The 20087-nt window shown below is 68.6% G+C and carries 16 protein-coding genes and 1 pseudogene; 8 read left to right on the top strand and 9 right to left on the bottom strand.

Going from position 1 to position 20087, the window contains the following annotated elements:
• Position 1 precedes the first annotated feature (1 nt).
• The 7 genes and pseudogenes from MTAB308_RS22730 to MTAB308_RS29960 form a co-directional block, all read left to right on the top strand.
• Entirely contained in the window at positions 2-925 is a 924-nt protein-coding gene (locus MTAB308_RS22730; protein WP_077102375.1) for a potassium-transporting ATPase subunit C, read from the top strand.
• Positions 926-990: 65 nt separating this feature from the next.
• Positions 991-3558 (top strand): sensor histidine kinase, encoded by a 2568-nt coding sequence (locus MTAB308_RS22725; protein WP_077102373.1) that lies wholly within the window; start codon positions 991-993, stop codon positions 3556-3558.
• Complete coding sequence (locus tag MTAB308_RS22720; RefSeq protein WP_077102371.1) at positions 3555-4235, top strand: response regulator; 681 nt, start codon at positions 3555-3557, stop codon at positions 4233-4235. The genes MTAB308_RS22725 and MTAB308_RS22720 overlap by 4 nt, the downstream gene beginning before the upstream one ends.
• 283 nt (positions 4236-4518) lie before the next feature.
• Entirely contained in the window at positions 4519-5253 is a 735-nt protein-coding gene (locus tag MTAB308_RS22715) for an SDR family NAD(P)-dependent oxidoreductase (RefSeq protein WP_077102369.1), read from the top strand.
• Positions 5254-5256: 3 nt separating this feature from the next.
• Entirely contained in the window at positions 5257-5736 is a 480-nt protein-coding gene (locus MTAB308_RS22710) for a nitroreductase family deazaflavin-dependent oxidoreductase (RefSeq protein WP_077102367.1), read from the top strand.
• On the top strand, positions 5736-6413 hold the full coding sequence (locus tag MTAB308_RS22705; RefSeq protein ID WP_077102365.1) for a TetR/AcrR family transcriptional regulator: 678 nt from the start codon (positions 5736-5738) through the stop codon (positions 6411-6413). The genes MTAB308_RS22710 and MTAB308_RS22705 overlap by 1 nt, the downstream gene beginning before the upstream one ends.
• A 38-nt stretch (positions 6414-6451) precedes the next feature.
• A pseudogene (locus tag MTAB308_RS29960) lies at positions 6452-6643 on the top strand (VOC family protein); the annotation flags it as partial.
• A gap of 263 nt (positions 6644-6906) precedes the next feature.
• On the opposite strand, the gene MTAB308_RS22700 reads toward MTAB308_RS29960, so the two are convergent.
• The 7 genes from MTAB308_RS22700 to mfd form a co-directional block, all read right to left on the bottom strand.
• On the bottom strand, positions 6907-7851 hold the full coding sequence (locus MTAB308_RS22700; RefSeq protein WP_108637382.1) for a Ppx/GppA phosphatase family protein: 945 nt from the start codon (positions 7849-7851) through the stop codon (positions 6907-6909).
• Positions 7845-8333 (bottom strand): DUF501 domain-containing protein, encoded by a 489-nt coding sequence (locus tag MTAB308_RS22695; RefSeq protein ID WP_077102363.1) that lies wholly within the window; start codon positions 8331-8333, stop codon positions 7845-7847. The genes MTAB308_RS22700 and MTAB308_RS22695 overlap by 7 nt, the downstream gene beginning before the upstream one ends.
• A complete protein-coding gene (locus MTAB308_RS22690; RefSeq protein WP_077102361.1) occupies positions 8326-8943 on the bottom strand; it encodes an FtsB family cell division protein in 618 nt (205 codons plus the stop codon). The genes MTAB308_RS22695 and MTAB308_RS22690 overlap by 8 nt, the downstream gene beginning before the upstream one ends.
• Before the next feature lie 12 nt (positions 8944-8955).
• Positions 8956-10245, bottom strand: coding sequence for a phosphopyruvate hydratase (eno, locus tag MTAB308_RS22685; RefSeq protein WP_077102359.1), 1290 nt, complete (start codon positions 10243-10245; stop codon positions 8956-8958).
• Positions 10246-10290: 45 nt separating this feature from the next.
• On the bottom strand, positions 10291-11022 hold the full coding sequence (locus tag MTAB308_RS22680) for a lytic transglycosylase domain-containing protein (RefSeq protein WP_077102357.1): 732 nt from the start codon (positions 11020-11022) through the stop codon (positions 10291-10293).
• 120 nt (positions 11023-11142) lie between these two features.
• Positions 11143-12192, bottom strand: a complete 1050-nt coding sequence (locus tag MTAB308_RS22675; RefSeq protein ID WP_077102355.1) for a nucleoside triphosphate pyrophosphohydrolase — start codon at positions 12190-12192, stop codon at positions 11143-11145.
• The gene (mfd, locus tag MTAB308_RS22670) at positions 12189-15848 is read right to left on the bottom strand and encodes a transcription-repair coupling factor (protein WP_077102353.1); all 3660 of its coding nucleotides are present in this window, start codon (positions 15846-15848) and stop codon (positions 12189-12191) included. Before mfd ends, MTAB308_RS22675 begins: the two co-directional genes overlap by 4 nt.
• 120 nt (positions 15849-15968) lie before the next feature.
• Between mfd and lysA the strand changes: the two genes are divergently transcribed.
• A complete protein-coding gene (lysA, locus tag MTAB308_RS22665) occupies positions 15969-17309 on the top strand; it encodes a diaminopimelate decarboxylase (protein WP_077102351.1) in 1341 nt (446 codons plus the stop codon).
• 239 nt (positions 17310-17548) lie between these two features.
• On the opposite strand, the gene MTAB308_RS22660 is transcribed toward lysA, so the two are convergent.
• Positions 17549-18709, bottom strand: a complete 1161-nt coding sequence (locus MTAB308_RS22660) for a DUF1214 domain-containing protein (RefSeq protein WP_077102349.1) — start codon at positions 18707-18709, stop codon at positions 17549-17551.
• Complete coding sequence (locus MTAB308_RS22655) at positions 18706-19959, bottom strand: sulfotransferase family protein (protein WP_077102347.1); 1254 nt, start codon at positions 19957-19959, stop codon at positions 18706-18708. Before MTAB308_RS22655 ends, MTAB308_RS22660 begins: the two co-directional genes overlap by 4 nt.
• Positions 19960-20087: the final 128 nt, after the last annotated feature.

Below are 20087 nucleotides of genomic sequence, written 5' to 3'. Positions count from 1 at the left end.
CATGAAGTTCTCCAATTTCATCCGCATGCACTGGGCGGCCTTTCGCGCGCTGCTGGTGCTGACGGTGCTCACCGGCCTCGCCTACCCCGTGTTCATCTGGCTCGTCGCGCAGATCCCGGGATTGCACGACAAGGCCGAAGGGTCGATGCTCACCAGCAACGGCAAGCCGGTCGGCAGCCGGCTGATCGGCCAGCTCTTCACCGACAAGGACGGCAACGCGCTGGCGCAATACTTCCAGAGCCGCCCCTCGGCGGCCGGCACCGGTTACGACCCGCTGAACTCGAGCGCGAGCAACCTCGGGCCGGAGAGCATCGTCGATACACCCGCCGACCCGTCGCAGCTGACGGCCGGCAAGTCCGCGTCGGATGCGGGCTTCAAGCCGAGCCTGCTGACCCAGGTCTGCACGCGCAGCGCCGCCGTCGGGCAGCTCGAGGGGGTGGACGGAGCACGACCGTTCTGCACAGGCGGCGGCGTCGGTGCGGTGCTCTCGGTGATCGGCCCGCGTGACGCCCGCGGCAACGTCGCCCACCCGACCCGGGTGGTCAGCGTCAACGAGCCGTGCCAGTCGACGCAGGCGCCGTTCCTGTCGATCTACGAAGGGGTGCGGGTCGAGTGCGCCAAGTACGGCGAGGACTACACGATCGGCCAGATCGTGCCCGTCCGCGGCGCCGCGCCCGACAACCCGGCCGTGCCGGCCGACGCGGTCACCGCCAGCGGCAGCGGCCTGGACCCGAACATCTCCCCGGCCTACGCCGACATCCAGGTCACCCGCGTGGCCAAGGCCCGCCACGTCAGCCCGGATCAGATCCGGGCGGTCCTCGCGCACTACCGCGGCGGGCGCGACCTCGGGGTCCTCGGTGAGCCCACCGTGAACGTGCTGGAACTCAACCTGCAACTCGATCACCAGTATCCGGTCTCGGGCTAGCCCAGCCTGGCGACGGCGAGCGCCGGAACGGCGCGAGTTAGGAGCCGGGCCATCGAACTTAGGGGATGATGGTTGACGTGAGCGTGACCGACCACCGTCCCAAGCGCGGGGAACTACGCATCTACCTCGGTGCCGCTCCCGGTGTCGGCAAGACCTACGCGATGCTCGGCGAGGCCCACCGGCGGCTGGAGCGCGGCACCGACGTGGTAGCGGCGGTGGTCGAGACCCACGGCCGCGCGAAAACCGCTGAGCTGATTGAGGGCATCGAGGTCATTCCGCCGCGCTTCGTCGAATACCGCGGCAGCACCTTCCCGGAACTCGATGTGCCGGCCGTGCTGGCGCGGCATCCGCAGGTGGTCCTGGTGGACGAACTCGCGCACACCAACACGCCCGGTAGTAAGAACGAAAAGCGGTGGCAGGACGTCGAAGAGCTGCTCGAGGCGGGGATCACGGTGATCTCCACCGTCAACATCCAGCACCTCGAAAGCCTCAACGATGTCGTCGCTCAGATCACCGGCATCGAACAGCAGGAAACCATACCGGATTCGATCGTGCGCCAGGCTTCGCAGGTCGAGCTCATCGACATCACTCCGGAGGCATTGCGTCGCAGGCTATCCCACGGCAACGTCTATGCGCCGGAGCGCATCGACGCGGCGCTGTCGAATTACTTCCGCCGCGGAAACCTCACCGCGCTCAGGGAATTGGCGCTGCTGTGGCTGGCGGACCAGGTGGACACCGCGCTGGCCAAGTACCGTGCCGAGAACAAAATCACCGACATGTGGGAGGCGCGGGAACGCGTCGTGGTGGCGGTCACCGGTGGCCCGGAATCGGAGACGTTGGTACGACGGGCATCCCGGATCGCGTCGAAGTCCAGCGCCGAGCTGATGGTGGTGCACGTCATCCGCGGTGACGGGCTGGCCGGCGTCTCGGAACGCAGAATGACCAAGATTCGTGAGCTGGCCAACAGCCTGGACGCGTCCCTGCACACCGTGGTCGGTGACGACGTTCCCACGGCCCTGCTCGATTTCGCCCGCGAAAACAATGCGACCCAACTGGTGATCGGCACGTCCCGGCGGCCCCGCTGGGCCCGCATCTTCGAGGAGGGGATCGGCCCCACGATCGTCGAGCGGTCCGGGAAGATCGACGTGCACATCGTCACGCACGAGGAATCCAAACGCGTCCTTCATTTCGGGTCGCTGGTGCCCCGCGAGCGCCGGGTCGCCTCGTGGCTGGCGGCCGTGATCGTGCCGTCGGCCATCTGCGCCGTGACGGTGACGCTGCTGGACCGGTATCTGAACAACGCCGGCGAGAGCGCGTTGTTCTTCGTCGGGGTGCTGTTCGTGGGGCTACTCGGCGGCGTTGCCCCGGCGGCCCTGTCCGCGGTGCTGTCCGGGCTGCTGCTGAACTACTACCTGATCACCCCGCGACACAGCTTCACCATCGCCGAACCCAACAGCGCCATCACCGAATTGGTGCTGATGATGATCGCGGTCGCGGTCGCGGTCCTCGTCGACGGTGCGACCAAACGCACCCGCGAAGCCCGTCGCGCATCCCAGGAGGCCGAGCTGCTCACGCTGTTCGCCGGGTCAGTACTGCGGGGCGCCGACCTCGAGACCCTGCTGGAGCGCGTGCGCGAGACCTATTCACAGCGCGCCGTCAGCATGCTGCGCGAACCCAGTGAGGAAGAGCGCGCCAGCGGAAGAAAGGGCTACATCGTCGCCTGTGTGGGCAAAGATCCTTGTGTGAGCGTCGATTCGGCCGACACGGCGATCGAGGTCGGCGACGAAGAATTCTGGATGCTGATGGCCGGAAAGAAGCTCTCCACACGCGACCGCCGGGTGCTCAGCGCGGTGGCCAAGCAGGCGGCGGGCCTGATCAGGCAGCGCGAATTGGCCGAGGAGGCCAGCCGGGCCGAGGCGATCGTGCGGGCCGACGAGCTGCGACGTTCCCTGCTGTCGGCGGTCAGCCACGACCTGCGCACGCCGCTCGCGGCGGCCAAGGTCGCGGTGTCCAGCCTGCGCGCCGAAGACGTCGCCTTCTCCCCCGAAGACACCGCCGAGTTGCTGGCCACCATCGAGGAATCGATCGACCAGCTGACCGCCCTGGTCGGGAACCTGCTGGACTCCTCGCGCCTGGCCGCCGGGGTGATCCACCCGGACCTGCGGCGCGTGTATCTCGAGGAAACGGTGCAGCGCGCCCTGGTCAGTATCGGCAAGGGCGCCACCGGGTTCTACCGATCGGCCATCGATCGCGTCAAGGTCGACGTGGGCGACGCGGTGGTGATGGCCGACGCCGGGCTGCTGGAACGGGTCCTTGCCAACCTGATCGACAACGCGCTGCGCTACGCGCCCAACTGCGTGGTTCGGGTCAACGCGGGGCGGGTGGGCGATCGCGTGCTGATCAACGTCATCGACGAGGGTCCGGGAATCCCGAAGGGCACCGAGGACCAGATCTTCGAAGCCTTCCAGCGGCTGGGCGATCACGACAACACCACCGGCGTGGGCCTGGGCATGTCGGTGGCGCGGGGCTTCGTCGAGGCGATGGGCGGCACCATTGCGGCCGGCGACACCCCGGGCGGCGGGCTGACCGTCGTGGTGGACCTGGCCGCGCCGCAGGCGTTCGGTGCGCTATGACCCGGGTGTTGGTGATCGACGACGAGCCGCACATCCTGCGCGCGCTGCGGATCAACCTGTCGGTGCGTGGCTACGAGGTCATCACCGCCGCTACCGGTGCCGGAGCGCTGCGCGCCGCCGCCGAGCACAGGCCCGACGTGGTGATCCTGGATCTCGGCCTGCCGGATATATCCGGCATCGAAGTGCTGGCCGGCCTGCGCGGCTGGCTCTCGGCGCCGGTGATCGTGCTGTCGGCGCGCACGGATTCGTCGGACAAGGTGGAGGCCCTCGACGCCGGCGCCGACGACTACGTGACGAAACCCTTTGGGATGGACGAGTTCTTGGCCCGGCTGCGCGCCGCGGTGCGCCGCAACGCCGCGGCGTCCGAAGTGGACGAGCCGGTGATCGAAACCGACGCGTTCACCGTCGATCTGGCCGCCAAGAAGGTCACCAAGGACGGCGTGGAGGTACACCTGACGCCGACCGAGTGGGGCATGCTCGAGGTGCTGGTGCGCAACCGCGGCAAGCTGGTGGGCCGCGAGGAGTTGCTGAAAGAGGTGTGGGGGCCGGCGTATGCCACCGAAACCCATTACCTGCGCGTGTATCTGGCGCAGTTGCGGCGCAAACTCGAGGATGACCCGTCGCATCCCAAGCACCTGCTCACCGAGTCGGGCATGGGCTACCGCTTCGAGGCCTGACGTCCGGTCCGGTCACTCCACGTCATATCCGCACCATGCGCCCCTGGCTGGACCCCGTGAATTGTCCACGGCACAGGAGAGTCCTCAATGGAGCACCGGGAAGCCTAGCGGACTGACTTTTCGTGACCGCCCGCAGCCGTGCAGTCGTGGAGTCTCGCATCTAGAGCTACGAGCGTGCTCAGATCGTGTCTCGGCTGTGTCGGGAATGATCGGACGAGGCCCTCTGTTTGAACTGGCGTCCTAAAAAAATTAGACAGACAGGTCTACTCAATCAGGAGTCATCATGACGGAACAATCGAACGGTCGGCAGCCGGTGGCCCTGGTGACCGGGGCGACCTCGGGCATCGGCCGGGCAGTCGCATTGAACTTGGCGCGTGACGGTTTCGAGGTGATCGTGCATGGCCGCGACGCCGGACGGGGCGCGGCCACGGTCGATGAGATCGCCGCCAACGGCGGTCGGGCGCGGTTCGTCGCGGCGGACTTAGCCGACGCCGACGCAGTGACGGCGTTGGCGGCAGAGGTTGGTGAGGTTGAGGTGCTGGTCAACAACGGTGGGATCTCCTGGTTCGGTCCCAGCGCGGAGCTGGACACCGAGACCTTTGATCACTTGTTCGACAGCAACGTGCGCGCGGCCTACCAGCTGGTCGCCGCACTGGCGCCGGGGATGGCCAAGCGTGGGCACGGCAGCATCGTCAGCATCGACAGCATGGCCGGGCACGTCGGCTTGGCCGGCGGAGCCGCCTACGGGGCGACCAAAGCGGCGCTGACCGCGATGTCACGGGCGTGGGCAGCCGAGTTCAGCCCCTCGGGAGTGCGGGTGAACACGGTGGCGCCTGGGCCGGTGTTCACCGCCGAGTCCAAGCGCGACCTGATCGAGAATCTGGCCGGCACCACGCTACTGAATCGGGGTGCGCACCCTGAGGAGATTTCCGAGGTCGTCGCCTTCCTCGCCTCCGACAAGGCCAGCTACATCACCGGCGCGGTCATCCCCGTCGACGGCGGCCGGACGGCGGTGTAGAACATGACCAGCAGCTATGTGCCCAGCCCCAGTGATCGCGTACGTGAGCAGGTCGCACTCTACGAAGCCACCGGCGGAGTCGAGGGCGGCACCCTGGAGGGCCGACCGGTGGTCATCTTGACCACGATCGGCGCCAAAACCGGCAGCGTCCGGAAAAACCCGGTCATGCGCATCAAGCAGGGCGACACCTACGTTGCCGTCGCCTCGGCCGCGGGCGCCCCCACTCATCCGGCGTGGTACCGCAATCTCATTGCCCACCCACAGTTGACGCTGCAGGACGGCGCCACCGTCCATTACCTGCGGGCCCGGGAAGCCCACGGTGCCGAGAAAGCGCAATGGTGGGAGGTCGCCGAACGCTTCTGGCCGCACTTCCCCGAATACCGCGCCAAGGCCGGCGATCGCGACATTCCGGTGATGCTGCTCGAACCGATCGAACAGTCCGACAGCGCAACGGATGTCGCCCAAGTGGCCGGGGAGAGCTGATGGCCACCGCGACACGGGCGACCACCGGCACGAGTGCGCCAGCGCCGAGGCGCTCGGCTCGTCAACGGCTGCTCGATGCCGCCGACGAATTGTTTTATGACGAAGGCGTCCACACCGTGGGCATCGACCGTGTTATCGAACGCGCCGGAGTGGCCAAGGCGTCGCTGTACAACGCGTTCGGCAGCAAGGACGAATTGGTGCAGGCCTATCTCGATGGACGGCACGCGCGCACTATCGCCCGGCTGCGGTCCGCGGTGCGACGGCACAGTGACCCGGTGGCGCGGGTGTACGCGGTCTTCGACGCCCAAGCCGAAATCCTCGCCCAGCCCACCTTCCGTGGTTGCGCGTTCATCTCGGCTAGCGCCGAGGCGCCGCCCGGCGGAATGATCGAACACGCCGTCGACGCCTACCGGGCCGAGCTACGGGAACTGTTCACCAGTCTCGCCGCAGACACCGGTGCCGCCGATTCCCGGACACTGGGACGCCAACTGCACCTCATCTACGACGGCGCCATCCTCAGCGCGCAGATGGATCACGACCCATCCATCGCGGCGGAGGCTCGCGCCGCAGTCACCGCACTCCTCACCACAGCACTCCAAAGCAACGAACAATCGACTCCGCTGATAATTGGGCGCTCCCACCAAGGCAACCCACGCCCAAAGAAAAAACGACGATGAGCATTGACCTCCTCGGCATCGGCTGAGACGCCCACGATCCCCGGCAACGCGCCGCATTCTGGGCAGAAGCGTTGCAGCGCAACGTCACCGAAGGCGCCACCGACCAGTTCGCTTCCATCACCGCTGACGATGACCCGGCCGACGGACCGCTACTGATGTTCCACCGCGTTCCCGAGGGAAAGACGGTCAAAAACCGCGTCCACCTCGACCCCGACAAGTGCGGTCACTGAGCGACAACAACCGATGGATCAGCTCCACCGATCCCGAAACACAACGGATTCGACCTCGTCGCCAGCTGAACAACCATGACCGGCCCTCGCGGACTGGTCCACGGCGGACGAGAGTCGTTCACCGGTGGGTGCATGCCGCGGCATAGCGGGCTGGGGGTTGGTAGCCCAGCGATGAGTGCCGGCGGTGATGCTTGGGTTGCCCGCCTCACTGGGGGCACAAAGGGCGCCGCCCTCCGCGCGGAGTCCAGTGTGGCGGACGTAACTCAACCGGCGATCGACAGCACGATGCCGTCGAGGATGTCGTGTTCGCTGACGATCAGCTCGTCGATCCCGGCGCGGGCGCGCAGCTCCCGCGCCAGTTCCTCCACCACGATCGCCCCACCGCCGATCACGTCGGCCCGGCCCTCGTGCATCGGCGGCAGCGCCGCCCGCTCGGATCGCGTCATGCCGATCAGTCGCTCGCACACCGCCAGCAGGTCGCCGCCCGAGACGCGCGAAAGATGAATGGACGCAGGGTCATACGTCGCCATGTTGTGCGCGAGTGCGGACAGCGTCGTCATCGTCCCGGCAAGCCCGACCCAGGTCCGCGCTCCCTCGACGGGCACCACGCCCAGCGCGGCGTCGAGCCGCTCGCGCACCACCCCGCGGGCCGCCTCCACTTCCCGCGGTGTCGGCGGGTCCGAGTGCAGACATCGCTCGGTGAGCCGGACACACCCGATGTCGGCCGAGTAGCTGGCCACCACCGCATCCCCGCCGACCACGATCTCGGTGGAGCCCCCGCCGAGGTCGACGACCACGAAAGGAGCCGCAGCACCGTCCAATTCGCCGACGGCGCCGCGGAAGGACAGCTCGGCCTCCTCGGCGCCGGTGATCACCTCGGCAACCGCGCCGGGCAACACGGCGCCCAGCACCTCGGCCGTCATCGCAAAAAAGACATCGCGATTCGCGACGTCACGAGCCGCCGAGGTCGCCACCATTCGCACCCGCTCGACGCCATGCTCCGTCAGCAGCGAAGCGTAATCGGCCAGCGCGGCGCGGGTTCGGGCAATCGCGTCCGGCGCGAACTCACCCGTCGCGTCGACGCCCTGGCCCAACCGCACGATCCGCGTCTCGCGGTGCACGTCGCTCAGGCGGCCGTCGTCGGCGTCGGCGATCAGCAACCGAATCGAGTTGGTACCGCAATCGATTGCGGCGAGCCGGCTCACCACTGCCCCGCCACCAGCACCGCGCCCATGGCGGGGTCGTCGGCCAAGATCGACAACGCCTCGTCGCCAAGGGGATTCACACCCGGACCCTTGGCCAGCGAGTGCGCGATCAGCACGTGCAGGCACTTGACCCGGTCCGGCATACCCCCGGCGGAGAATGTGGTGCCCAGCGGCTCGATGGCATCGCGCTCGGCCAGATACGACTCGTGGGCTCGGCGGTACGCGGCCGCCAGTTCGGGGTCCTGCCGCAACCGCTCGGTCATCTCGCGCATCAGCCCCGTCGTCTCGAGCCTGCTGGCGGCCGCGGTCAGCGCCGGATGCGTCAGGTAGTACAACGTCGGAAAGGGCGTGCCGTCAGAAAGTTTCGGCGCCGTCTTCACCACGCCCGGCTCGCCGTTGGGACAACGGTAGGCGATCGCCAGCACCCCGCGCGGCTCACGCCCGAGCTGACGCGCCACCGCATCCAGGTCGGCACGATCAACCACCGGGGGCCGTGGGGTTGGGCGCTTCCGGCGGTGCCGGCGGCAGGTGCGGGGCATCGGCGATGGTGTGCCACAGCGAGGTGTACCACGGGTCGTGGCTGGCCGGCTTCGCCGCATCCGCCCCGGGCTGCGCGGACACCGCCGCCGTCGGCGGAAGTTGAACCTGGAACGGGATGTCCCCGGGCATCACGAAACCCAGGCGCTCGCGGGCCTGCGCCGCGATATAGGCAGGGTCACCCAGCTTTACCTTCTTCTGTTCGAGGTCGGCGATCTGACTGCGCAGCGCGGCCTCGCTGGCGGCCAACTGGTTCATCTCGGTCCGCTGCGCAAAGTAGGTGCGCACCGGGCCGGCGATGGTGAGGGTGAGCACGCAGATCACCGCGGCCAGCACCGCCGCCCGCCGCGCGGTGAACCCCAGCCGCTGGTCGGACCGCTGCTCGACGGATTCGGCGACCTGCCGCTTGATGGGTTCAACGACACGCTCCTGCAGCGACCGCGTCGTATGGTTGGCGGTTTGCGACGGCTTGACGGCGCGCCGGCGCCGAACCGAATCGCCGGCCTTCCCCGGGCGCGATGCCGGGGAGCGCCGCTTCGGATCGGGCTTGGGCGTCAAAGGTGTTTCAACCTATTTCTGATCCAGCGCGTACCGGGGGAACGCCAGATCGCCTGCGTACCGTGCCGCGTCACCGAGGGCTTCCTCGATCCGCAACAGCTGATTGTATTTGGCCACGCGCTCGCTGCGGGCGGGCGCGCCGGTCTTGATCTGACCGGAACCGACGGCCACCGCCAGGTCGGCGATCGTGGTGTCTTCCGTCTCGCCGCTGCGATGGCTCATCATCGTGCGATATCCGCTGTGGTGGGCCAGCGCGACGGCATCGAGCGTCTCGGTCAGGGTCCCGATCTGATTGACCTTGACCAGCAAGGCGTTTGCGACGCCCTTTTCGATCCCGTCTTCGAGGCGCTCGGGATTGGTGACGAAGATGTCGTCGCCGACGATTTGCACCCGGTCGCCTATCGCGGCGGTCAGCGCCACCCATCCGTCCCAATCATCTTCGGCCAGCGGGTCTTCCAAGGACACCAGCGGATAGGAGCCGAGCAGGCCGGCGTAGAACTCCGCCATCTGCTCGGCGGTGCGGGTCGAGCCTTCGAAGGTGTAGCCGGTGCCGTCCGTGTAGAACTCGGTGGCCGCCGCGTCGAGCGCCAACGCCACGTCGGCGCCGAGTTTGAAGCCCGCCGATTCGATGGCCCGGCCGATCAGGTCCAGCGCCGCGGTGGTGCCGGCGACGTCGGGGGCGAACCCCCCCTCGTCGCCCAGGCCGGTCGACAGCCCCTCCTTCTTCAGCACGGACTTCAGCGCGTGGTACACCTCGGCGCCCCACCGCAACGCCTCGGCGAAGCTGGGCGCGCCGATCGGCGCCACCATGAACTCCTGAATGTCGACGGCGGTGTCGGCGTGGGCACCGCCGTTGAGGATGTTCATCATCGGCACCGGCAGGATGTGGGCGTTGGGGCCGCCGAGGTAGCGGAACAGCGGCAGATCGGCGGAATCGGCGGCCGCTTTGGCAACGGCCAGCGAGACGCCCAGGATGGCGTTGCCGCCCAGCCGGGACTTGTCGGGAGTTCCGTCGAGGTCGACCAGCGCCTGGTCCACCAGCCGCTGGTCGTCGGCGGCCAGGCCGATGACCGCGGGACCGATCTCGTCGAGGACGGCCTGCACTGCCTTCTGCACGCCCTTGCCGCCGTATCGTTGCCCGCCGTCGCGCAACTCGACTGCCTCGTGCTCCCCCGTCGACGCGCCGGACGGCACCGCGGCACGGGCAAACGTCCCGTCCATCAGAGCTATCTCGACCTCGACGGTCGGGTTACCGCGGGAGTCGAGGATCTCGCGGGCGCCGACCTGCTCGATAAGCGGCACTGGGTTCTCCTTGCGTCGTAAAGCGTGGGTCAGCGATACATCCTGCTACAGCGGGTGACCCGCCGCGTAGGCGGTTGCCCAGTCCCGCACCGCCCGCGCGTAGACGCCGGAGTTGTTGTAGGCCCGCAGCGCGGTGATCCATCCCCGCGGGGTCCCGAGGTCCTTTCCGCGCCAGCACAGGTAACCCGCCGCCGCCAGCGCCGCATCGTCGATGTTGTCCGGGCTGACCCGGCCGTCGTTGTGGGCGTCCACCCCGTACAGCCGCCACGTCTCGGGAATGAACTGCATCGGGCCCATCGCGCGCACCACGCCGGGCTCGCCGTCGGCCCCTTCCTCCGCGTCGACGATGCGCAGAGTCCCCCCACTGCCATCCAGCCGAACGCCACGAATGGGCGGACTCACATCCCCGTTCGGCGACAGGGTCGCGCCCCGGTACGTGCCGTGGTGGCTCTCGACCTGCCCGATGCCCGCCAGCGTGGTCCACGCGATATGGCACTTCGGGTTCTCGACCTCGGCGACCCGGGCGGCGTACGCGTAGGCCTCCAACGCGATGACCGGAATCTCCAACGCCGCCGATCTTTGCTGGGCCCACTGGCGCAACTGATCCGCGGGCCGACCGCTGACGTGAGTGTCCACCGGCGGTACCGCATCCCCGGCCGGCGGCGGGACGCCCGCGGGGATGAACAGGCTGAGTTGCCAGGTGCAGCTGGACGCGAGAAGCATGGCGGTCGCGCCGATCACGGCGGCCGCACGCAACCAACGCCTCGGCGAAACCATGCCGTTTAAGCTCCCCTACTACTCCCCTGCACCAACTCCGGCCACGACCATCGTCCCACGCGTTTCGCGGCTACCCCGTCGATTCCTGCGCCAAGCGCACCGCTAGCGCGCCAAAGTGCCCTATTTCCGCCCTTTGCGCCGCTTGGAGCCCCCGCCGGACGCCTTGGCGCCGGCGTCGTTAGCGGCCGCCTCGCCGACGACCGTGTCCTCGACCGCCGATTCAGCGAAAGGCCAATGGGCGCGCCACTCCTCCTCGGTGACGTCGCCCAGCTGCGCGACGTCGAGTTCGACCGGAACGTTGTCGCCGCGGCGCGCCGCCGCGATCGCCGTCTCCACGCCGCGGACCGTGTCCACGAACTCCAAAACCGCCGCGCGAAGCGCGCTTTCCGCATCGATGTCGGCGGCCACCGCAACGGAGGTCATCTCGGCGGGGATCAGGTCGGCCGGCAACCCCGCCTTCTCCGCGCGCTGAATCACCTTCTGCGCCAAAGCCAGCGCCGGCTGACCGGTGTGCACGTCGTCCATCACCGAGTTTCTCGCCTTTGCCGCCCTTTCTGAGGCCTTGGCCTCCTCCCACTGGGCCAATTGCTCTTCGAGCGAAATGGATTGCCCCGCAAGCACCCCCGGCACCCGATTGCCCAGCTTACGCATCAACGCGGCCGCGACGTCGTCGATGGTGAACGGCGACTGCGGCGCGTCCTCGGCGATACGGGCGTGGAAGAGGACCTGTAGCAACACGTCTCCGAGTTCCTCGCGCAACTGGTCGGCGTTGCCGCTGCGCACGGCGTCCAGCAGCTCGTAGGTCTCCTCGAGCAGGAACCTGCGCAACGAGTCGTGGGTCTGTTCGCTTTCCCACGGCCCCGCGGTGCGCAACTTGTCCATCAGCGCCACGGCGTCGACCAGTCGCTCACCGCGCGGCCTGTCCGGTGCGGAGATCAACCGGGCCCCGGCCGCCAACCGGGCGGCGACGGCCGGGTGGTCCGGATCGGAGGACAGCAGCACCGGCGCTGGAGCATTGGGGTCACCGGAGTGCACCGGCCGCGCGGCCGGCAGCGACCAGGGCACCGCGACGGGCATCTCCTCGGTGTACTGCACCTCCCCGGTGAGGTGCTCGATGGCCTCGACCGGCACCAGCGACGGGCGACGGGGGTCGAACAAGACGACGATCATGCGCGCCCCTCCTCCCCGGACATCGGTGCTGGCTGTGACCCCGTTATACCAATCTCTATCTGTGGTTTTCCCTGCAGTGCCGTGACGAGGTTGGCCACCATCTGCAGCAATTCGACGTCGCGCATGCGCGGCGCCCCGACCCCGCCGGCCCGCGGAATGGGCACCTGAACGGTGGACGTCGTGGCGCGGTAGTGCGCCGCCGGGTACATCCGCTTGAGCCGCACCTGGGCCGAATCCAGCAGCGTCACCGGCGACAGCCGCACGGTCGCCGCCGACGGGGCCGACACCTCGGTGATGCCCGCGCCGCGGCACAGCAGCCGCAGCCTCGCGACCGCCACCAGCCGCTCCGCCGGCTCGGGCAGCGTGCCGTAGCGGTCGATCAGCTCGTCCACGACGGCGGCGACCTCACTGTCAGAAGAGGCCGCGGCCAGCCGCCGGTAGCCCTCCAGCCGGAGCCGGTCGCTGGCGATGTAGTCCGGCGGCAGGTGCGCGTCGACCGGCAGGTCGATCCGCACGTCCTTGGGCTCCTCGGGCGTGGTAACCGTCTGCCCGTCGGCGGCCGCCCGATAAGCCTCGACGGCCTCGCCCACCAGCCGCACATACAGGTCGAAGCCGACACCGGCGACGTGCCCGGACTGCTCGACGCCCAGCACGTTGCCGGCACCCCGGATCTCGAGGTCCTTCAGCGCGACGGCCATGCCGGCGCCCAACTCGTTGTTCTGCGCGATCGTCGCCAGCCGGTCGTAGGCCGTCTCGGTCAGCGGCGCGTGCTGCGGATAGAGGAAGTACGCGTACCCGCGCTCGCGGCTGCGGCCGACCCGGCCGCGCAGCTGGTGCAGTTGCGACAGCCCGAAGGTGTCGGCGCGCTCGACGATCAGCGTGTTGGCGTTGGAGATGTCCAGGCCGGTCTCCACGATCGTGGTGCAGACCAGGATGTCGTACTCGCGGTTCCAGAAGCCCTGCACGGTGCGTTCCAGCCGCTCCTCGGGCATCTGCCCATGCGCGACGACGACGCGCGCCTCGGGCACCAGCTCGCGGACCCGGGCCGCGGCCCGGTCGATGGAGCTGACCCTGTTGTGCACGTAGAACGCCTGGCCGTCGCGCAGCAGCTCGCGCCGCAAGGCGGCCGCGACCTGCTTGTCGTCGTGCGGGCCGACGTACGTCAGCACGGGATAGCGCTCCTCGGGCGGGGTGAGGATCGTCGACATCTCGCGGATCCCGGCCAGGCTCATCTCGAGCGTGCGGGGGATCGGGGTGGCGCTCATGGTGAGTACGTCGACGTGGGTGCGCAGCGACTTGATGTGCTCCTTGTGCTCGACGCCGAACCGCTGCTCCTCGTCCACGACGACCAGCCCCAGATCCTTCCAGCGCACCCCGGTCTGCAACAGCCGATGGGTGCCGATCACGATGTCGACCGTGCCGTCGGCCAGGCCGTCGATCACGGCGCGGGACTCGGCGGTGTCGGTGAATCGGGACAGCCCCTTGACGGTCACCGGGAAGTCGGCCATCCGCTCGCTGAACGTCTGCAGGTGCTGGTCGGCCAGCAGCGTGGTGGGCACCAGCACGGCGACCTGTTTGCCGTCCTGGACGGCCTTGAACGCCGCCCGCACCGCGATCTCTGTCTTGCCGTAGCCCACGTCGCCGCAGATCACCCGGTCCATCGGGACCGGCTTTTCCATGTCGGCCTTGACCTCGGTGATCGCTGTGAGCTGGTCGACGGTCTCGGTGAACCCGAACGCGTCTTCCATCTCGGCCTGCCACGGGGTGTCCGGCCCGAACGCGTGCCCGGGGCTGGCCTGCCGCTTGGCGTAGAGCGAGACCAGCTCGCCGGCGATCTCGCGCACGGCCCGGCGCGCCTTGGTCTTGGTGTTGGCCCAATCGCTGCCGCCGAGCTTGCTCAGCGCCGGCGCCTGCCCGCCGACGTAGCGCGACAGCTGGTCCAGTGAGTCCATCGGCACGTACAGCTTGTCGGAACCCCCGCCCCTCTTGCTCGAGGCGTATTCGAGAACGAGGTATTCCCGGCGCGCGCCGCCGACGGTCCGCTCGACCATTTCCACGAACCGCCCGATGCCGTGCTGATCGTGCACCACCAGGTCGCCGGAGGTGAGCGCCAGCGGGTCGACGGTGTTGCGCCGCTTGGCCGCCAGCCGCTTGCCCTCGACGGCGGTGACCCGGTTGCCGGTCAGATCCGTCTCGGTGATGACCACCAGGTTGGCGGGATCGCCCGGAATGATCAGGCCGTCGTGCAGCGGACCCTTGAGCACGCCGACCACCCCGGGTTTCGGGGCGGCACCCGGTTCCAGCATGGCGGCGGGGGTTTCGGACTCGGCGAGCCGCTCGACCACCCGATGGGCGGTCCCGGTGCCGGGGGCGACGACCGCGGCGTGCCCGCCCGTGGCGACGTGGGCGCGCAGCATCGCGAAGATGCCGTCAATGTCGTGCTGATGCCCGCGGGCCGACGGCGCCGCCCGAACCTCCAGCTCCGCCGCCGACTCGTCGGAGAGCTGGCTCAGCGTCCACCACGGGTGACCGGCGCGGGCCGCCGCGGCCCGCACGTCCTCCAATTCGGCGAAGCCGGACCCGCCGAACTGGGCCACGTCGACGGGCGCGTCGGTGCCCAGCGCCGCGACCGACCACGACGCCTCGAGGAATTCGCTGCCCGTCTTGATCAGGTCGGCCGCGCGGGTGCGCACCTTCTCCGGGTCACACACCAACAGCGGGGTGCCGCCGGTCAATTGGTCGGTCAGCAGCACGTGCTCGCCGGGACGCAGGACCGGCAGCAACGCCTCCATGCCGTCGACGGCGATGCCCTCGCCCAGCTTGGCCAGCATGTCGGTGACGGTGCCGGTGATGGCGGGTTCGCCCGTGGAGTGCCGGGCGGCCAGCGCGGCGGCCCGCTTCCGCACGTCGTCGGTAAGCAGCAGTTCGCGGCAGGCCACCGCGATCACCGCGTCGACCTCGATCTCGGGGATGGAGCGCTGATCGGCGACCGAGAACATCCGCATCTCGCTGACCTCGTCGCCCCAGAACTCGACGCGCACGGGATGCTCGGCGGTCGGCGGGAAGACGTCGAGGATCCCGCCGCGCACGGCGAACTCACCGCGCCGGCCGACCATGTCCACCCGGGTGTAGGCCAGCTCGACCAGCCGGGCGACGACGTCTTCGAAGGCGATCTCCCGGCCGACGCTCAAGGTGACCGGCTCCACGTCGCCCAGCCGCGGCGTCATCGGCTGCAACAGCGACCGCACCGCCGTCACCACCACCTGCAAGGGCGGGCCCAGCCGCGCGTCGTCGGGGTGAGCCAGCCGGCGCAGCACCAGCATGCGGGCGCCGACGGTGTCGATGCCCGGGGAAAGCCGTTCGTGCGGCAGGGTTTCCCAAGACGGGAAGACCGTCACCGCGTCGCCGAACACCCCCCGCAATTCAGCGGTCAGTTCATCGGCCTCGCGCCCGGTCGCGGTGACCACGAGCAACGGACCCAGCCGCGCCAGCGCGGCCGCGACGAACAGCCTGGCACTGGCCGGTCCGACCAGCCTCAATTCGGCGGGTCGGGTTGCCGCGCTGTCGATCAGCTGCTGGAAGGTCGGCGCGGTCAGCGCCAGATCCACGAGCCCCGCGATCGGGGTTTCTGGGTGGGCAGGCCCCGGTGCGGTCATGATGAATCCATTCTAGGGACGCTCCAAAAAGCACAGCACGGCGTCAAGATCGGGCCCGGTTCCGTCAAGGGATCGTAAGAAAAGCGGCGCCCCGCGCCGGCCGGCCGCACCTTGAAAGTCATGACATTGCTCGACATCGTGCCGTCACTCGGTCGGGCCGCACCGCGCCGGTTCGATTCCACGATCTGGCCGGTCACGACCCGCTCCGATGAGCGGGGGCAGCTCTGCGTCGGAGGCGTGGCGCTGGCCGACATCGCCGACGAATTCGACACCCCCGCCTACGTCATCGACGAGGCCGACTTTCGGCATCGCGCCCGGCGCTACCGCAAGGCGTTGCGGGATGTCGGGGTCGTGTACGCGGGGAAGTCGCTGCTGACCACGGCCGTAGCGCGGTGGGCACGCGAGGAGGGCATCGGTGTCGATGTCTGCTCGGGCGGCGAACTGGCCATCGCCCTGGCCGGCGGAGTGGACCCGGCCCGCATCGTCCTACACGGCAACGCGAAATCGCCCGATGAGCTGCGCGAGGCCGTGGAGGCGGGCGTCGGGCGCGTCGTGGTCGATTCGTGCATCGAGATCGCCTACCTCGCGGGCCTCGCCCGCCGGCGCCAGCCGGTGCTCATCCGGGTGACCCCCGATATCGACATACACGGCCATCGCGCCGTCACGACCGGCATCAGCGACCAGAAGTTCGGCTTCACCCTCGGCGGTGGGCACGCCGCGGACGCGGTCAAGCGTGTGCTGGCGCACCCCATCCTCGACCTGGTGGGGCTGCACTGCCATCTCGGCTCGCAGGTCTCCGATGCGACCCTGTACGGCGAAGCGATCCGCCGGATGATCGCCGCCATGGCCGACATCCGCGCCCGCCACGGCGTCATCCTCACCGAGCTCAACATCGGCGGCGGCCACGCCATCCCCTACCTCAATGGCGATCGCGAGCTCGACCTCGGCGAGCTGGCCCGCGTCATCGAGGACGCGCTGGACGAGGCCTGCGCGGCCGAGCACTTCCCCCGGCCGGCCGTCGTGGTGGAACCCGGACGCGCCATAAGCGGCCGGGCCGGTGTGACGCTTTATCGGGTGTGCTCGGTGAAGACTCAGCCGGGCGGCCGCACCTTCGTCGCCGTCGACGGCGGGATGAGCGACAACCCGCGAGTGTCGTTGTACTGCGCGCAATACACCGTCACGCTGGCGAACCGGCACCCGCAGGGAGCCAAGCAGCGCGTCACCGTGGCCGGCCGGCACTGCGAGGCCGGCGACGAGATCGCCCGCGACATCGAACTGCCGGCGGACCTTCGCCCCGGCGACCTGTTGGCCGTGGCCTGCACCGGCGCCTATCACCACAGCATGGCCTCCAACTACAACATGGTCGGCCGGCCGCCGCTGGTGGCGGTCAAGGACGGCCGGGCGCGGGCCCTGGTCCGCCGCGAGACGGTGGCGGATCTGCTCTCCCGCGACTGCGGCTAGTGGTGAGTGCAAGCGCCGCGTAGCGGGGCGCAGCAGCTCACCACCATCGGACTAGTGGTGTGTGCAAGCGCCGCGTAGCGGGGCGCAGCAGCTCACCTCACCACCATCGGACTAGTGGTGAGTGCAAGCGCCGCGTAGCGGGGCGCAGCAGCTCACCTCACCACCATCGGACTAGTGGTGAGTGCAAGCGCCGCGTAGCGGGGCGCAGCAGCTCACCACCATCGGGCCAGCCGTCGGCGTCAGAGCGCGTCGCGCTCGGCGAAGTGACGCTGGCGCGCCGACAGCGCGGCCGCCCGCTGGTCGGCGGTGACACGCCGCGACGGGTCGAAGTACTCGTCGACGTCGTCGATTTCGATCACCGTGGCCGTCGGTGTCGCGGGCTGCTCGGTAGCGGTTGCCCGCCAGGTCACGACCCCGCTTCGATACCCGCGGGCGTCGAGCCAGTTTTCGACACCGACGTCTTGGGCGGCCACCAGCACCCGCACGCGATTTCCGTCGGCGTGCGACTGGGCCCGGTTCAGGCTCGTCTGGCGGGTCGCGATGTCGATCATCTCGCTCCACCGGTTGGTTAGGCAGACGCCGACGTACGGGCTGTCGGCGGGGATTTCGTAGTCGATCATCAAGGCCTGGCCGTCCTCGAGTTCCCAGGAGATGGGCACGAACCACGCTCCGGCCATCGCCGACGGTGGTTGCATCGGCGGGATGGCGACGTTCTTCGGCAAGGCCCCGAAGACGCGCGCGGGAATGTCTTTGACCCACATGGTGAACAGGTCGCGCGAGGCGGCCAAGTGCTCGTCGAACGCGGCGACGGTCTGCACCAGCGACGGCGGTTCCGCCGGTGGTTGCGGATTGAGGCATTCGATGCGAATGCTGCCTTTCGACTGCCGTTGCCAGTCTCCGTAGGTCTGATAGCAGCAGAACGACTCGGCGTCGGGGGGAAGTTCAAACCAGTTGGTATCTCCTACCTTCTCGCGGCTGAAGTAGATCTCGAAGGAGCCGTCCGGGGCGACGTCGAGGTCCTCGGACTGCGTCTTGACCGCCCGGGCTTGGTCATCCTTGCCGGCGTAGACGCCGAAGGTGGTTTGTGCGACCGAGCCCAATGTGCCGTACACCCGGTAGTCGTGCGCATCGTCGATCCGCGCCGACAGGTACAAGGTGTCGGGGTTGGAATGCCCCCAGTTCCACGACGCGTATTGGGCGTTGATCAGCGTTGGTCGCGCCGGGTCGCTGCGCAGTTGCAACCCCATGTACTGAATGTGGCCGACCAGGCGCCCCAGAAGCGCAGTGGCAGAACCCTCGTCGAGGTCGCCCTGGGCCAGCGCGTCGCCGAGCAGGTCGTCGTGGAGGTCGCCGAACCGCCGCCATGCCGCCCGCACGGCTTCACTCAGCTCTTCGGTCACCGCTTGTCCTCGATTCCGTAGAAGTCCCGGTAGTACTGGAGTTCGGGCCACATCGTGGCGGTGTCGAGTCCGTAATCCTCGGCACGGTAGATGTTGGGCTTGCGGGTGGCCACGCCCCGCTCGGCCATGAACCTGCTCATCTTCCGGTGCACCTCGGCGGTGAGCTCCATGCCGAAGTGGTCATAGACCTCCTTGACGCACGCCATCGGGTCGCGAACCATCCGATCCATCGGAAAGTCAATGAATTGCGCTGCGAGGTCGGCGAATTGGCGCCGCAGTTCGACGTTGCGGGCGAGCATGCTCCCGGTGCGCCAGCTCATGTAGCGCCCGTGGTCATGCCAGTCGACGCCGTCGGTCACCATCGAGAAGACGGTGCCGGACAGCTTGCAGCTGGAGGCGATGACTTCGGTGGGTTCGCGGTAGGTGGTGACAAAGCGGGCGTCGGGGAAGACGTCGAGGATCTTGTCGATGTTGGCCATGTGCGGTGGCGTCTTGAGCAGCCAGCTCTCCCGGGGACGCAGTCCCCCGCTCTGCATGTACTGCAGGAGCAGCTTCTCCTCCTGGTAGACCCAGGTGCGATCCTGGTCGGCCAACCATCGGTCGTAGCCCTGGCAGTTGAACATGACGAGGAACGTCTCGCTGTGAAAGGCGTAGGCGTGCAACAGCGCGCACTCCTGAGCCTCCCAGGCGCCGAGCGGGTGGGCCGCGTCCAGATCGGGGGCCAGGGCCAGGGTGCGCCGGATCTGCTTTTCACTGCGGACGATGCGCGGGTCGGTGCGCATCGTGGCCGGATCCAGCGGTGGGTGCAGCTCGTCGCACTCCCAGGTGAGGGGGAAGCGAAACCGATCGTCCTGGCTCAGCAGGTGATGGGTGATCGTGGTGCCGGTGCGTGGCGCGCCGACCAGGAAGACCGGTTTGGCGATGACCTCGTCGCGGATCGAAGGGTTTCTACGGACGTGGTCCATGACCAGCAACCGCTGGCGTAGCAGGTTCGTGATGTGCGTCGTGGCCAGAATGCGGCCGAAGCCGTTGAGCTTGTCCTCGGAATTGATCGACTCGATGAGCCGGTCCAGGCCGGCTTCGAAGCGGGGATCACCGAAGTCGGTCAGGCCGCCGGCGCGCCGGCTGGCCCGGTCCATGAGCGCGTACTTGCGCAGCGGCAAGGGATGAGCGCCCAGCATCCGGGCGGCGCGGTAGCCACCGTCGAGGATCCGAAACGGTAGCGGTCTGGGTGGGGTCTCGATGGCCATGTCGGGCGTTCCTCATCGTTGAGTGGACACGCGTTATCCGGTCGCATCGGTCGAAACCGATTGATGCGCAGCATTATTCGCGACCCATTCCGATTGATCGGTCCCCGGTGGACCATTGTGCCGGGCTG

Source organism: Mycobacterium terramassiliense (genome assembly GCF_900157385.1).
In the GTDB taxonomy this organism is placed as follows: domain Bacteria; phylum Actinomycetota; class Actinomycetes; order Mycobacteriales; family Mycobacteriaceae; genus Mycobacterium; species Mycobacterium terramassiliense.
Note: the sequence above shows the minus strand (reverse complement) of the source record. Positions and strands in the feature narration are given on the sequence as shown.